We start from the raw sequence: 14898 nt of genomic DNA, 5'->3' as shown, positions 1-14898 counted from the left end.
CGGGTTCCCGCCGCTTGCGAGTCCGCCGTGAATTCACTTCCCCTTGTCAGCCTCGTCATTCCTGCCTTCAATCCGCGCTTCTTCGAGCGGACATTGAACAGTGCTGTCAGCCAGACTTACAGCCCTCTGGAAATCATCGTCTGCGATGACAGTCGGGGTTCCGAGATCGAACGCATCGTCGCGTCGGTCATCGAGCAGTCCGGCGTCGAGGTGCGCTACGTGCGCAATCCGCGCACCCTGGGAATGATCGGCAACCTCAAGGCGTGCCTGAGTCAGGCGCAGGGCGAGTTCATCAAGTTCCTGTGCGACGACGATCACTTGTATGCCGACTGCATCCGGCAGCAGGCCCAGGAGATGATGCGTGAAGAGGTCAGGCTGGTACTGGCCCAGCGACTGTTCTGGGATGCGCAGGACATCATCCTGCCCGCGCGCCTGGAAAACACATCGTTGTCGCCGCACAGCGGTCTGTTCAAGGGCGACGATCTGCTGGGCATCTTCGAGAAATTCCCGGTCAACGTCCTCGGTGGATTCACCAACGCACTGTTCCGGCGTGCCGACGTTGAAGAGCTGTTGCCGGCGCTGACTCAGGAAGGTCACTGCTTCGTCGCGTCGCTGGATTTTGCCCTGTACGTCTGCCTGCTGCGGCGCGGCAATCTGGCCGTCTCCAACAACGTGCTCAGCGCCGAGCGGCTCTACCCGGAACGTCTGAGTGCGCAACAGCCGATGAAAGACGCGCTCGAGGTCGAGCGTGAGTGGATGCTGCAGATGCTCAAATCGCGCAGCGGCGAAGCCGCGCCGGCGCCGGGATGGGTTCGCTATGTTCCGCTGAGCAAGGCCGATGAGTCTCCGCGGGTCTGGGAAGAGCTGCCGCTGAGTCGCACCCTGGGCTCCAAACAGAGCCGTCAGGAGTGGAGTGTCGGCATCGACAGCTGGAGTTTTGCCGAGCTCTACGCTCAGTGGCTCAATTGCCGAGTGCTGACTGAAGGTCAGCGCACGTTGCTGCCGGAAACCCTGGCCGGCTGGTCGCATCAACCACGGATCGTGCCGATTGTCATCGACGGGCAGGGCAGTCGTGACAGTGTCGAACGCACACTGGCATCGCTTGCCGCTCAGGATTATCCGCCGGAGCTGATCCTTGTCCTGTCCGCCTCGTGTACCGAAACCGAGCTGGACGGGCGGGTGTTCCGCATGCCTTTGCAAGACGACGGCATGGAGCAGATCAATACGCTGCTGCCGCAACTGGCGGGAGCCGACTGGTTCTACCTGTTGCAGGCGGGTGATCGGCTGGTGGCGCCGGCGTTGCTGGTCATGGCCGAGCGCATCGTGCATTGCCCGTCACTGAAATGTCTGTACAGCGACGAGGGCAGCTTGCGTGACGGGGAGTCGGCAGAACCTGCGTTCAAGCCGGATTTCAACCTCGACCTGATGCGCAGCTACCCTTATGTGGGCCGGGCACTGGCTTTCGAGCGTGAGCGTTTTCTGGCGCTCGGTGGTTTTGCACCTGACTTCGCTCAGCTCGCGCCGCACGATGTGTTGTGGCGTCTGGTCGAGAGCGATAGCACACAGGTTGTCGGCCACATTGCCGAGGTCATGCTGGAGTCGCCTTTCGACCTGTCGAAGTGGCTGGCGGCCCCGGGCGTCCTCGAACAGAATCCGCGCGTGCTTGAAGCGCATCTGCAGCGTCTGGGTCTGGCCCACGACATTCGCCGTGGCAGCTGCGAGCTGCTCAATCGTGTCGACTATCATCACGCCCGGCGTCCGCTGGTGTCGGTCATCATTGTGACCCGGGACCAGACCGCCGCCTTGCAGCGTTGCGTCGAGACGCTGCTGGAAAAAACCGCCTACACCGAGTACGAGCTGCTCCTGGTCGATAACGGCAGCACCAGTGCCGAAGCGCTGGCCTGGCTGGACGGCATGGCGCAACTGGGCAGCGACCGGGTTCGCGTGCTGAGCTTCGCGCAACAGGGCAATGCAGCCGCCACGCACAACTTTGCGGTAGGGCAGGCCCGCGGCGAATACGTGCTGATGCTCAATACCTTTGCGGTGATCACCCAGTCCGACTGGCTGGACGAACTGCTCAATCATGCGCAGCGTCCGGAAGTCGGGGTCGTCGGCGCCAAGTTGTACAATCCGGACGGTTGTGTGCTGCATGCCGGCCTGATTCTGGGCATGCAAGGCGCCGTGGGATTGCCTTTCTATGGTCAGTCGTTGCAGGCGGACGGGTACATGTTCCGCTTGCAGGCGGTGCATGACCTGAGTGCGGTCGGCGGTGATTGCCTGATGATTCGCAAGTCTGTCTACGAAGCTGTCAACGGGCTCGACGAACAGGATCTGGCGCAGGCCCTCAATGTGGCGGATCTGTGTCTGCGCGTCGGCCGGGAAGGTTACCTGGTGGTCTGGACTCCTTATGCCATGCTGGCCCTGGGCGCGCGGCCGACGGCCGAGGCCACGGCAGAAGAAGAGCAACTGCAGATTCAGGAGCACGAAACGTTCTACAAGCGCTGGTTGCCACTGATTGCGCGCGATCCTGCGTTCAACGTCAATCTGGCGGTGCAGGGTGTCGGTGCGACCAGCTTCAGTCTGGAGCCGGGCCTGCGTACCGGCTGGAGTCCGTTTTCGCGCAAACAGTTGCCGAATGTGCTGGCGGTGCCCATCAACGCTTCCGCCATTGGTCACTATCGCATCAGCCAACCGATGATCGAACTGGAGGCGGCCAACCGTGCCGAGGGGCGGATCTGCTACGGTTTGCCTTCGATCATCGACATCGAGCGGCAGGCCCCCGATGTGATCGTATTGCAGGGGCGCTATTCGGAAAGTGCCATCGATGAAATTCCACCGCTGAAAAACTTTTTCAACGCCCGGCGGATCTACGAGCTCGATGACTATGTCATCGATGTCCCTCATCGCAACGCGCACATTCGCAACATGCCGAACAAGCAGGAAATGGAGCGGCTGGTGCGGCGGGCGATCGGTCTGTGCGATCGGGTGGTGGTGTCTACCCAACCGCTGGCCAACGTTCTGTCGGACATGCATCACGACATCCGGGTCGTACCGAACATGTTGTCGCGGCACTTGTGGACCGACTTGCGCAGCCAGCGTCGCACCTCGAAAAAGCCGCGGGTCGGCTGGGGCGGCGGCACCAGCCACCACGGTGATCTGGCGGTGATTGCCGATGTGGTTCGTGAACTGGCAAACGAGGTCGACTGGGTGTTCTTCGGCATGTGCCCGGATGACTTGCGTCCGTACATGCATGAATTCCACGGCGTGATCCCGCTGGATGTGTATCCGGCGAAACTGGCCAGCCTCAACCTCGACCTGGCCCTGGCACCGCTGGAGTTCCACATCTTCAACGACTGCAAGAGCAACCTGCGCCTGCTGGAGTACGGCGCGTGCGGCTACCCGGTGGTCTGCACCGATACCGAGGCCTATCAGGGTTACCTGCCGTGCACCCGGGTCAAGACCAACTCCACCGAGGAGTGGCTGCAAGCGATCCGCATGCACCTGGCTGATCCGGATGCCAGTTACCGCATGGGTGATCAGCTGCGTGAAGTCGTACTGCGCGACTACGTGCTGCGCGGCGACAACCTGCGGTACTGGGAAAACGGCTGGCTGGCGGACTGACCGGCACTGCTGAAAAAAAGGCGACTTTCGAGTCGCCTTTTTTGCGTCTTCAAGATTCTGTTTGTATCGGTGTCGATACTTTTTTCACCGCAGAGCCTCAAGAATCGGAATTTTCCTGTCGATACTTCTCTATTCGCTGACCTCGGACGGTTGCTGCTGGCGTGATCGGCCTGTGCCCGGGAGGCAGGTTTCCGGTTTCAACAACAATGCAAGGAAGAAGCAAATGTCAGTAATCAATGGAACAAGTGACGCGGACATCCTGTTGGGCACCGATGGCAATGACGAACTCTACGGACTGGAGTCGGATGATCAGTTGATGGCGACCGACGGATCGGATCTGCTCGATGGTGGGGAAGGCTTTGATACGGCGGACTACAGCGGGCTTCCTTCGGCGGTAAATGTCGAGATCGGCGCGGGTGCGTCGACTGTCACGGGTGTCGACGGCAAGAGCGATACCTTGCTCAATATCGAAAAAGTCATCGGTACCAATCTAAACGACACCTTCACCGCCAACCTCTCCGGTGTGACGCTGGACGGAGGCTGGGGCGACGATGTGTACATCGTCGGCAGCGAAGGCGTGACCATCCTCGAAGATGACCACGAGGGCTACGGCGGCCACGACGAAGTGCGTACCAGCCTCAATACCATCAAGATTAATGCCTCTATCGAGCAGTTGACCTTCACCGGAACCGGGGATTTCAAGGCCTACGGCAGTGACACCGACAACGAGATCGTCGGTGGCGCCGGCAACGACTGGCTGTGGGGCGGCGACGGGGCCGACCACTTCGTGGGCGGCGATGGTTTCGACACCGTCAGCTACAGCGATAGCCCGGAGGGCGTGAGATTCAATGACTACACCAACTTCGACTGGCTGACCTTCGCTTATGGGGACACCTTCACCGGTATCGAAGCCATTCAGGGCTCGGCCTTTGACGACGTGTTCTATTTCAATCAGCCTGAGGACCAGGCGTTTATCCTCGATGGTGGCGAGGGTTACGACACGGTCAGCTATCAATACTCCTATCCGGTGGATATCGAGATCGGCGGTAACTCCAGGTTGTTGAATATCGAAAAAATCATTGGCTCCGGTTTGGCCGATCACTTCACAGCCAGCATCGGTGGTGTGACTTTGGCGGGTGGCGGGGGGGATGATGTCTACACCATCAATAGTGCCGGCGTAATCATCGAAGAAATCGAGGGTTACTTGGGTGGCACCGATCACGTTTACACCAGCCTGTCGACGATGCATCTGGAGTCGTTCGTTGAAAATCTGACCTACACCGGGACCGGTGATTTCACCGGCTACGGCAACGACACCTGGAACTTCATCGTCGGCGGCAGTGGCAATGACGTGCTGTATGGCGGTGGTAACGGCGACAGCTTTGACGGTGGCGACGGTATCGATGTGCTCAGCTACGGTGACAGCAAAGTTGCCATGACGCTGAACTGGGCGACCCGAGAGTTCTCCGGGATTGCCGAAGGCGATATGTACATGAACATCGAAATCATCCGTGGCAGTGACTTCGGCGACACTTTCTACGCCAGTGGCAGGGTTTGGGAACTCGGCCTGGATGGCGGAGCGGGTCAGGATTTGCTCAGCTACAAATACGCCTACATGCCGATAGTTTTCGACCTCAGTGGTGCTGCCTACCAGCCATGGAATCCCGTACCTGTTTTTAACGGGATCGAGTTGATCGAGGGCAGTCAGTATTTCGATTATTTCATCGGTTCCGCCGGCAATGACACCTTCATCGGTGGGGGTGGTGGGGACGTGGTCGATGGCCGCGATGGTCACGACAGTCTCTGGTATCTCACCAGCGCGACAGCGGTCGAAGTCAACCTGCAAACCGGCATTAACATCGGTGGCGATGCGCAGGATGACCAGTTGACCAATATCGAAGGCGTGATGGGCAGCCATTTCAACGACACGCTGATCGGCAATGAGGTCGACAACTACCTGGAGGGCGGACGCGGCAGCGATCTGATCAATGGCGGTGACGGCAACGACACGCTCTACGGCGGACTGGTGTCGGACATCGGACCGTTCAGCCTTGAAGGCGGGGCCGACGATGCGCAGGCCGATCAGTTATATGGCGGTTTGGGAAATGACGTGATTGTCAGCGCTGAAAACGACCTTGGCACCCAGGCTTTCGGTGAGGCTGGCAACGACACCCTGACCGTGGTCAACGGCGTCGCCGATGGCGGCGTCGGCGACGACGTATTGACTGGCAAGGGCAGCACCTATTCGCTGTTCGGTGGTGAGGGGGACGACCGGTTGATTCTCAACCTTTTCGGCCAGCAAGAGTCCGGTGGCGTTGCTGATGGTGGTGAAGGGGATGACGCCTATGTGGTGAACACCTCTGGCCTGGTGACGATCAAGGATGGTGGCATCAGTCTGAATGACACCCTGATTCTGAACACCATCGCCAACGCCAGCCAATTGAACGTTACCCGCGTCGGCGACGACGTCTATCTCCACAGCGCCAACGACGGCAGCACCGGTGTCCCTGACAACGGCGTGAAGCTGGCGGACTGGTATGCGGGCTTCAACACCATCGAACACATTCAGACTGCCGACGGCCAGACCTACGATCTGGCGACGTCCGGTGATGCGTTCGCGATGTTCGGCTGACAGCAGAACCAGGCAGCTGTAATCGCAATGCGGTTGCAGGTGTGTGCTCTGCGGCCGAGAGGGCGAACCCGGTTTTCAACCACGCAAGGAAGTAGCAAATGTCAGTGTTTTATGGAACGAGTGAAGCCGATGTCATGGGCGGCAGTGAAGGCAATGACGAACTCTACGGACTGGAGTCGGATGATCAGATCTGGGGGACCACGGGGTCCGATCTGCTGGATGGCGGGGAAGGGTTTGATTCGGTGAGTTATCAGCCGATGTCGCAAAGCGTCAGCGTCGATTTCCGCGAGGGACTGGCCACTGTCACCAAGGCGGATGGCTCCGTCGATACCCTGGTCGGCATCGAAAAAGTCATCGGCAGCGCCCACAATGACACCCTCGCCAGTTCGATCGCCGGCGTCACGCTGGCAGGCGATAACGGCGATGATGTGTACATCGTCGGCAGCGAAGGCGTGTCGATTATCGAAGACGAGTACGGCGGTTATGACGAGCTGCGCACCAGCGTCAATACTCAGAAGATGGACCCGTTCCTCGAGAAGATGACCTTCACCGGCACCGGCGACTTCAAGGGCTACGGCAATGCCGGGGCGAACGTGATTATCGCAGGTGCCGGCAATGACGTTCTCTGGGGTGGTGACGGTGGTGACCAGTTCTTTGGCGGTGAGGGATTCGACACCGTCAGCTACACCGACAGCCTTGAAGGCGTCAGTATCGAGCTCTCCAGCATTTGGGGCGCCACCGGCATTGCATGGGGCGATACCTACTCGAGCATCGAGGCCGTGCAGGGTTCGAACTTCAACGACGTGATCTTCGCCGGCGCAAGCGCGATGGCCATGGACGGTGCCGATGGCTTTGACGCCGTCGATTACAGCCCTTCCAACGATGCGGTCAGCATCGAGTTTCGTGATGGCAAGGGCTTCGGTTCCGGCGGTTACGCCGAGGGCGACACCTTGATCAATGTAGAAAAGGTTGTGGGGACGAACCTGGACGATCACTTCACCGCCAACTCCGGTGGCGTGACCTTCGAAGGTGGCTGGGGCAGCGACGTCTACACGATCAACAGCGAGGGGGTGACCATCATCGAGTCAGACTCAGGCATGGGTTATGACGAGCTGTACACCAGCCTGTCGGTCATGAAGATGGACCCGTTCATCGAGAAAATGACCTACACCGGCACGGCCGATTTCACCGGTTATGGCAACGATTCCGACAACCACATCTTCGGCGGCAGCGGCAATGACCTGTTCTACGGTGGCGCCGGGCGGGATGTCTTCATCGGTGGCGCGGGAACGGACATCGTCAGCTATGACGACAGCGATACGGGTGTGGTGGTCAATCTGTGGAGGATTGGCCAGAACGGTACAGCTGAAGGGGACATGTATTACGACGTCGAAGGTCTGCGCGGCAGTCGTTTCAATGACGTGATGGATGCCGGCCGCGAGGACGCGATCCTGGAAGGTGGAAGCGGCGACGATGTGATCAACGGCAACGATGGCAACGATCACCTCTACGGCGGACTGAAATCCGGTCTCGACGGAGATGTCGCGCAGGCCGACATGCTGTCTGGCGGCTCGGGCGATGATGTTATCGTCAGCGCTGTGAATGACCTGGGTACAGTGGCCCACGGTGACCAGGGCAGTGACACCATCACGGTTCACAACGGCAGTGCCTTTGGTGATGACGGTTTTGATGTGCTCACCGGTACCGGCAACCATTATCTGTTGTCCGGTGGCAGCGGCAGCGACGTGCTGAACCTCAATCTCCCGGGGCAATCGGGCACTGGCGGCATCGCACTGGGCGGTATGGGTGACGATACCTACATCGTGAACACCACCGGGCTGGTATCGATTCAGGACGAGGGCTGGGATATCAATGACACCCTGATCCTGAACACCCTCGCCAATATCAGCCAGTTGAACGTCACCCGCATCGGTGACGACGCCTATCTGCATAGCGCCAATGACGGCAGCACTGGCGTTCCTGACAGCGGCGTGAAGCTGCAGGGCTGGTACGCCGGTTTCAACAACATCGAACACCTGCAGACCGCTGACGGCCAGGTCTACGATCTGCCGGCGACTGTCGACGGATTTGCGATGTTTGGCTGATCCATTCGCGTCATTGACGTAATGCGGTGAAAGGGATGAATCCGGCAACGGATTCATCCCTTTTTTCATGCCCGGATTTTCCCGCCGACGCCGGGCCTGTGGAGCTGGCGCGTTTCCTGCAAGTCCCCCTCAAATCGCCATAAAACGAGCGCTCGCGGTCATTCACCTGCGCCCGGACTGGCAAAGGTTCAGCCGCAAAGGCCTGCAACAGCGAGGCCAAGCCCTGTGACGTAGAAGAGGGGAGACGATGAAGGCAGTTATTTTGGCGGGTGGCCTCGGCACGCGCATCAGTGAAGAGTCGCACCTCAAGCCCAAGCCAATGATCGAGATCGGCGGCAAGCCAATTCTCTGGCACATCATGAAGCAGTATTCCGCCCACGGAATCCACGACTTCGTGATCTGCCTCGGCTACAAGGGCTACGCGATCAAGGACTTCTTCGCCAACTACTTCCTGCACACCTCCGACGTCACGTTCGACATGCGCAACAACCGCATGGACGTTCACCAGAACTACAGCGAGCCGTGGAGCGTCACCCTGATCGACACCGGCGAGGAAACCATGACCGGCGGCCGTCTGCTGCGTGCCGGCCGTTACCTCAAGGATGAAGAGGCGTTCTGCTTCACCTACGGCGACGGCGTCTCCGACATCAACATTGCTCAACTGGTCGACTACCACAAGGCTCATGGCCGTCTGGCGACCGTCACCGCCGTGCAGCCGCCGGGCCGCTACGGCGCCCTTGAGCGGCATGGCGATCAGGTCCTTGGCTTCACCGAAAAACCGCGCGGCGACGGTGGCTGGATCAATGGCGGCTTCTTCGTGCTGTCGCCCAAAGTGCTGTCGTACATCGCTGGCGACGAAACCACCTGGGAAGCGGAGCCGCTGGCTCGCCTGGCCCAGGACGAACAACTGAAAGCCTTCGAGCATGAAGGCTTCTGGCATCCGATGGACACCCTGCGCGACAAGAACCACCTCGAAGCGCTGTGGCAGAGCGGGGAGGCCCCATGGAAGCAATGGGACTGAGTCCGGAATTCTGGCGCGGCAAGCGGGTTCTGGTCACCGGTCACACCGGTTTCAAGGGCAGCTGGCTGACCCTGTGGCTGCAAAGCCTCGGTGCGCAAGTCAGCGGTTTTTCCCTCGACCCGTCGACCGAGCCAAGCCTGTTCGAACTGGCGCGTGTGAGCGAAGGCATCAACGACCAGCGCGGCGACCTGCGTGACCTCGGCGCCTTGCTCGAGATCATCGCCGACACCGAGCCGGAGATCGTCCTGCACCTGGCGGCCCAGCCGCTGGTGCGCGAAGGTTATCGCGATCCGCTCGGCACTTATTCCAGCAACGTCATGGGCACCCTCAACCTGCTCGAAGCGATTCGTCAGGTTGGTTGCGTGCGGGCCTGCGTGCTGGTGACCACCGACAAGGTCTACGCCAACAAGGAATGGCTGTGGCCCTACCGCGAGGACGAAGCCCTCGGTGGCCACGATCCTTACAGCAGCAGCAAGGCCTGCTGCGAGTTGCTGGCGCAGTCTTACGCGGCATCGTTCTTCCCGGCCGACAAGTACGCCGAGCACGGTCTGGCCCTGGCCACCGCGCGCGCCGGCAACGTGTTGGGCGGCGGTGATTTCGCCCCAGAACGCCTGATTCCCGATGTCCTGAAAGCCTGGTCGGCAGACGAGCCGGTGACCCTGCGTTACCCGCAAGCCGTGCGCCCGTGGCAGCACGCGCTGGAGCCGCTGGCCGGCTACCTGCAATTGGCCGCCGGGCTCTACGAACAAGGCCCGGAATACGCCGGAGCGTGGAACTTCGGCCCGGGTGAAGCGGACATGTGCAGCGTCGGCGAAGTGGTCGAACTGCTCTCCAACCGCTGGCCTCAGGCCCGTGGCCTGCGCCTCGAAAAGAGCGACCTGCACGAAGCCGGTCGGCTGCGCCTGGACAGCAGCCGCGCCCGTCAGGTGCTCGGCTGGCAACCGCGCTGGACGTTGCAGCAATGCCTGACCCAGACCCTCGACTGGCACTTGGCGTGGCAGAACGGCGACGACATGCGCACCGTGACCCTCGGCCAACTGAACCTGTACCGGGGCGCGCTGTGAGCGAGTTTTCCTTGAAACCGTTGCCGCTGGCCGGGTTGTTCAGCGTCCAGCACAGACGCTTCGAAGATCAGCGCGGGCACTTCGCCCGGCTGTTCTGCGAAGGCAGCCTGAAAGCGTTCGGCAGCGAATTCCACATCCGCCAGATCAACCATTCCTGCACCCGCGAGAAGGGCAGCGTGCGCGGTCTGCATTACCAGAATGCCAATGCGCCGGAAGCCAAGTTGATCACCTGCCTGCGCGGTGAAGTGTGGGACGTGGCGGTAGACCTGCGCCCGGACTCGGAAACTTTCCTGCACTGGCACGCCGAGCACCTGAAGGCCGGCGACGGACGCAGCCTGCTGATTCCGGCCGGCTTCGCCCACGGTTTCCAGACCCTCACCGAAGACGCCGAGCTGCTTTACCTGCACAGCGCTGATTACGCGCCGGAGCACGAGGGCGGTCTGTCGGTGAACGATCCACGGCTGGCGATTGCCTGGCCGTTGCCTGTCAATAATTTGTCAGCGCGTGATTCCAGCCATCCCGCGCTCGATCAACACTTTGCTGGAGTGCGTCTATGAACTGCCGTGGGTGCGCTGCACCGCTGAGCCTGCCGCTGATCGATCTCGGCACCTCGCCACCGTCCAACGCCTACGTGCATGCCGATCGGCTGGAGCAGGCCGAACAATGGGTACCGCTGAAGGTCGCCGTGTGCGAGCAATGCTGGCTGGTGCAGACCGAGGATTACACCTCTGCCGACAGCCTGTTCGACGCCGAGTACGCCTACTTCAGTTCGTTCTCCAGTACCTGGCTGGCTCACGCCGAGCGCTACGTGGCCGAGATGGTCGAGCGCTTCGGCCTGACCGCCGACAGCCGCATGGTGGAGGTCGCCGCCAACGACGGCTACCTGCTGCAATACGTGGCCGGTCGAGGCATCCAGTGCCTGGGCGTCGAGCCGACCCGCAGCACCGCGCAGGCAGCACGGGAAAAAGGTCTGGAGATTCGTGAACTGTTCTTCGGTCGCGACACCGCCGCCCAGCTGAAAAGCGAAGGCTGGGCCGCCGACCTGATGGCCGCCAACAACGTGCTTGCTCACGTGCCGGATATCAACGATTTCCTCGGCGGTTTCGCAACGCTGCTGAAGCCGACCGGCGTCGCCACCTTCGAATTCCCGCAACTGCTGACGCTGATGGCCGGCGCGCAGTTCGACACGCTGTATCACGAACACTATTCGTACCTGTCGTTGACCGCCGTGCAGACGCTGTGCGAGCGCAATGGTCTGGAAGTGTTCGACGTCAGCCAGCTGACCACCCATGGCGGATCGCTGCGGGTGTTCGTCCAACGCAAGGACGGCGAACGCCGCGCCGTGCAGCCTGCCGTGCAGCAGCAGTTGCAGGCCGAGCTCGACGCCGGGGTGAAAACCACCGGGTACTACGCGACGCTGGCGCCGGCTGCTGAGCGCATCAAGCATGACCTGCTGCGTTTCCTGTTGCAGGCCAAGGCCGACGGCAAACGTGTGGTCGGCTACGGCGCCGCTGCCAAGGGCAACACCTTGCTCAACTACGCCGGGGTCAAACCGGATCTGCTGGCCTGGGTCGCCGATGCCAACCCGCACAAGCAGGGCAAGTTTCTGCCGGGCAGCCGTATCCCGATTGTCGCGCCGGCGCAGATCGATATCGAGAAACCGGATTACGTGCTGGTGCTGCCATGGAACCTGCTGCATGAAGTCAGTCAGCAACTGGTTCAGGTGCGTCAGTGGGACGGTCGCTTCGTGATCGCCGTGCCTGAGTTGAGCGTGCTGTGAAGGTGCTGGTTACCGGGGCCACCGGCTTCGTCGGTCGTCATCTGGTCGCGGCGTTGCTGGCCCGTGGCTGCACGGTGCGGGCGGTTGCGCGCGATGTGCAGAAAGCTGCGGACATGCCGTGGATCAAAGACGTCGAGTTCGTGAGCGCGGATATTCACGCGGCGGATCTGAATGTCGCGGCGCTGACCAAGGGCGTCGATGCACTCGCGCACCTGGCCTGGCCGGGGTTGCCGAACTATCGGGCGCTGTTCCATTTCGAGCACAACCTGATGGCCGACTATCGCTTCATCAAAGGCGCGGTAGAGGCGGGCGTGAAGCAGGTGCTGGTGACCGGCACTTGCTTCGAGTACGGCATGCAGAGCGGCCCGTTGAGCGAAAAGAACGACGCGCAGCCGGCCAATCCTTACGGTCTGGCCAAGCACACGCTGCACCGGTTTTTGCAGAATCTGCAGCAGGAGCATTCGTTCACCCTGCAATGGGCACGGCTGTTCTACCTGCACGGTGAAGGGCAGAACCCCAACAGTCTGTTGGCGGCGCTGGACCGGGCAATCGACGCCGGCGATACGACGTTCAACATGTCGGCGGGTGAACAGTTGCGGGACTTCCTGGCGATTGAAACGGCTACCGCGTACCTCGCCGCGATCCTGCACAAACGCGACTTCGACGGCACGATCAACTGCGCCAGCGGCCAGCCGGTTTCGGTGCGGGCACTGGTCGAACAGCACGTGCGTGAACGCGGCGCGACCATCGGCCTGAACCTCGGCCATTACCCGTATCCGACCCACGAACCGCTGGCGTTCTGGGCGGTGACCGAGCGCTTGCAACAGTTATTGGGAGAGCCGCAATGAGGCACGAGTTGTATCGGGTCACCGACCTGCCGGTGCTGCAGAACCGCACCTTTGCCGATCCCGAATCGGCAAAGGCGTCGGCCAGCGCCGACATGTTGCTGGTGCAGGATGAGCGCAGCGGTCTGATCTTCAATGCGGCGTTCGACGCCGACAAGCTCAGCTACGACGCCGACTACCAGAACGAGCAGGCGCATTCCGGTCAGTTCCAGAAGCACTTGAGCGATGTCGAAGGCATCATTGCCCGGCACTTCAAGGGTCAGGAACTGATCGAAGTCGGCTGCGGCAAAGGCTATTTCCTGGAGCTGCTCAAGGGCCTGGGTTATCGCATCACCGGCATCGACCCGGCCTACGAAGGCGAGAACGCCGACGTGATCAAGGCCCCGTTCACCCGAGGCCTGGGCCTGGAGGCGGACGCCATCGTGCTGCGTCATGTGCTGGAACACATTCAGGATCCGCTGAGCTTTCTGGCAGTGATCGCCGAAGCCAATCAGGGTGGCGGGCAGATCTACATCGAAGTGCCGTGCTTCGACTGGATCCTCGAACACCGCGCCTGGTTCGATCTGTTCTACGAGCACGTCAATTACTTCCGTCTCGATGACCTGCGCCGGATGTTCGGCACCGTGCACGAGGCCGGTCACCTGTTCGGTGGCCAATACCTGTACATCGTCGCTGACCTTGCCACGTTGCGCCTGACCCCGGAACAACCGGTGCCACGCCTGGCGTTGCCGGACGATTTCACCGCCAGCCTCGAGCGCGCGGTGCAGATCATCCAGGGCGCACCCGAGCAGGGTTCGGCGATCTGGGGCGCCTCGTCCAAAGGCGTGATCTATTCGCTGTTCCTGCAACGCGCCGGCGTGGCGGTGGATCGCGTGGTCGATATCAACCCGGCCAAACAGGGGCGTTACCTGCCCCTGAGCGGCGCCCGGGTGTCCTCGCCGCAAGAGGCGATGGACGCCTTGCCCGAGGGCGCCAACCTGTTTGTGATGAATTCCAATTACCTCGAAGAGATCAAGCGGATGACCGGTGGACGTTACGTCTATCACGCCGTCGACAGCGCTTCGTTCCAGTGACCCTTGAGATTTTGAAAATGACCGACAACAGCATCAACAAAGCTTTTGAAGCCGAATGCCGCGAGCAGATCGCCCAACAGGGTGACGACCAGAAACTCACCGGCCTGGCCCGCGATTTCTTCAACGAATCGGCCAAGCACAAGTACAGCTACCACTTCTCGTGGATGGGCCGTCCGATCATCCAGCTGCCGCAAGACATGATGGCCATGCAGGAAATCATCTGGCAGGTGAAACCGGATCTGGTCATCGAGTGCGGCATCGCCCACGGCGGTTCGATCATCTACTACGCCTCCCTGCTGGAACTGCAAGGTCACGGCGAAGTGCTGGGCATCGATCTGGACATCCGTGCGCACAACCGCGAAGCCATCGAAAGCCACCCGATGAGCAAGCGCATCAAGATGATCGAAGGTTCGAGCATCGACCCGGCCATCGCCGCCCAGGTTCGCGCTGCCGCCGAAGGCAAGAAAGTCATTCTGGTGCTCGATTCCAACCACACCCACGACCACGTGCTCGAAGAGCTGCGCCTCTACGCGCCACTGGTTTCGGTCGACAGCTACTGCGTGGTGATGGACACCGTGGTTGAAGACATGCCGGCCGATTTCTTCCCGGATCGTCCATGGGGTCCGGGCGATAACCCGAAGACCGCCGTGTGGAAATACCTGGAAGAGAACAAGGATTTCGAGATCGATGTGCAGTTGCAGAACAAGCTGTTGATCACCGTGGCGCCGGACGGCTATCTGCGTCGCGTTCGTTAATT

The 14898-nt window shown here is 60.9% G+C and carries 10 protein-coding genes; all 10 read left to right on the top strand.

Features of this window, described 5'->3' with window-relative positions; genetic code table 11:
• Positions 1-27: 27 nt before the first annotated feature.
• The 10 genes from ACTJK9_RS13275 to ACTJK9_RS13230 all read left to right on the top strand — a co-directional run bounded on the left by ACTJK9_RS13275 (position 28) and on the right by ACTJK9_RS13230 (position 14896).
• Positions 28-3621 (top strand): glycosyltransferase, encoded by a 3594-nt coding sequence (locus ACTJK9_RS13275; RefSeq protein WP_440814253.1) that lies wholly within the window; start codon positions 28-30, stop codon positions 3619-3621.
• Positions 3622-3844: 223 nt separating this feature from the next.
• On the top strand, positions 3845-6253 hold the full coding sequence (locus ACTJK9_RS13270; protein WP_085611549.1) for a calcium-binding protein: 2409 nt from the start codon (positions 3845-3847) through the stop codon (positions 6251-6253).
• Positions 6254-6351: 98 nt separating this feature from the next.
• Positions 6352-8358, top strand: a complete 2007-nt coding sequence (locus tag ACTJK9_RS13265; RefSeq protein ID WP_085611548.1) for a calcium-binding protein — start codon at positions 6352-6354, stop codon at positions 8356-8358.
• Between the two features lie 247 nt (positions 8359-8605).
• Positions 8606-9379, top strand: a complete 774-nt coding sequence (gene rfbF / locus ACTJK9_RS13260; RefSeq protein ID WP_085611547.1) for a glucose-1-phosphate cytidylyltransferase — start codon at positions 8606-8608, stop codon at positions 9377-9379.
• Positions 9361-10443, top strand: a complete 1083-nt coding sequence (gene rfbG / locus ACTJK9_RS13255; protein ID WP_440814249.1) for a CDP-glucose 4,6-dehydratase — start codon at positions 9361-9363, stop codon at positions 10441-10443. The genes rfbF and rfbG overlap by 19 nt, the downstream gene beginning before the upstream one ends.
• The gene (gene rfbC, locus ACTJK9_RS13250) at positions 10440-11000 is read left to right on the top strand and encodes a dTDP-4-dehydrorhamnose 3,5-epimerase (RefSeq protein ID WP_085611546.1); all 561 of its coding nucleotides are present in this window, start codon (positions 10440-10442) and stop codon (positions 10998-11000) included. Before rfbG ends, rfbC begins: the two co-directional genes overlap by 4 nt.
• On the top strand, positions 10997-12223 hold the full coding sequence (locus ACTJK9_RS13245; protein ID WP_440814247.1) for a methyltransferase domain-containing protein: 1227 nt from the start codon (positions 10997-10999) through the stop codon (positions 12221-12223). Before rfbC ends, ACTJK9_RS13245 begins: the two co-directional genes overlap by 4 nt.
• Complete coding sequence (locus tag ACTJK9_RS13240; RefSeq protein WP_440814244.1) at positions 12220-13071, top strand: NAD-dependent epimerase/dehydratase family protein; 852 nt, start codon at positions 12220-12222, stop codon at positions 13069-13071. The genes ACTJK9_RS13245 and ACTJK9_RS13240 overlap by 4 nt, the downstream gene beginning before the upstream one ends.
• Positions 13068-14141, top strand: coding sequence for a class I SAM-dependent methyltransferase (locus tag ACTJK9_RS13235; protein WP_085699495.1), 1074 nt, complete (start codon positions 13068-13070; stop codon positions 14139-14141). The genes ACTJK9_RS13240 and ACTJK9_RS13235 overlap by 4 nt, the downstream gene beginning before the upstream one ends.
• Positions 14142-14158: 17 nt before the next feature.
• Entirely contained in the window at positions 14159-14896 is a 738-nt protein-coding gene (locus ACTJK9_RS13230) for a cephalosporin hydroxylase family protein (protein WP_064378606.1), read from the top strand.
• Positions 14897-14898 lie beyond the last annotated feature (2 nt).

This window comes from Pseudomonas sp. 22082 (genome assembly GCF_052046055.1).
Lineage (GTDB): Bacteria > Pseudomonadota > Gammaproteobacteria > Pseudomonadales > Pseudomonadaceae > Aquipseudomonas > Aquipseudomonas pharyngis.
This window is presented reverse-complemented; position numbering and strand designations above follow the sequence as displayed.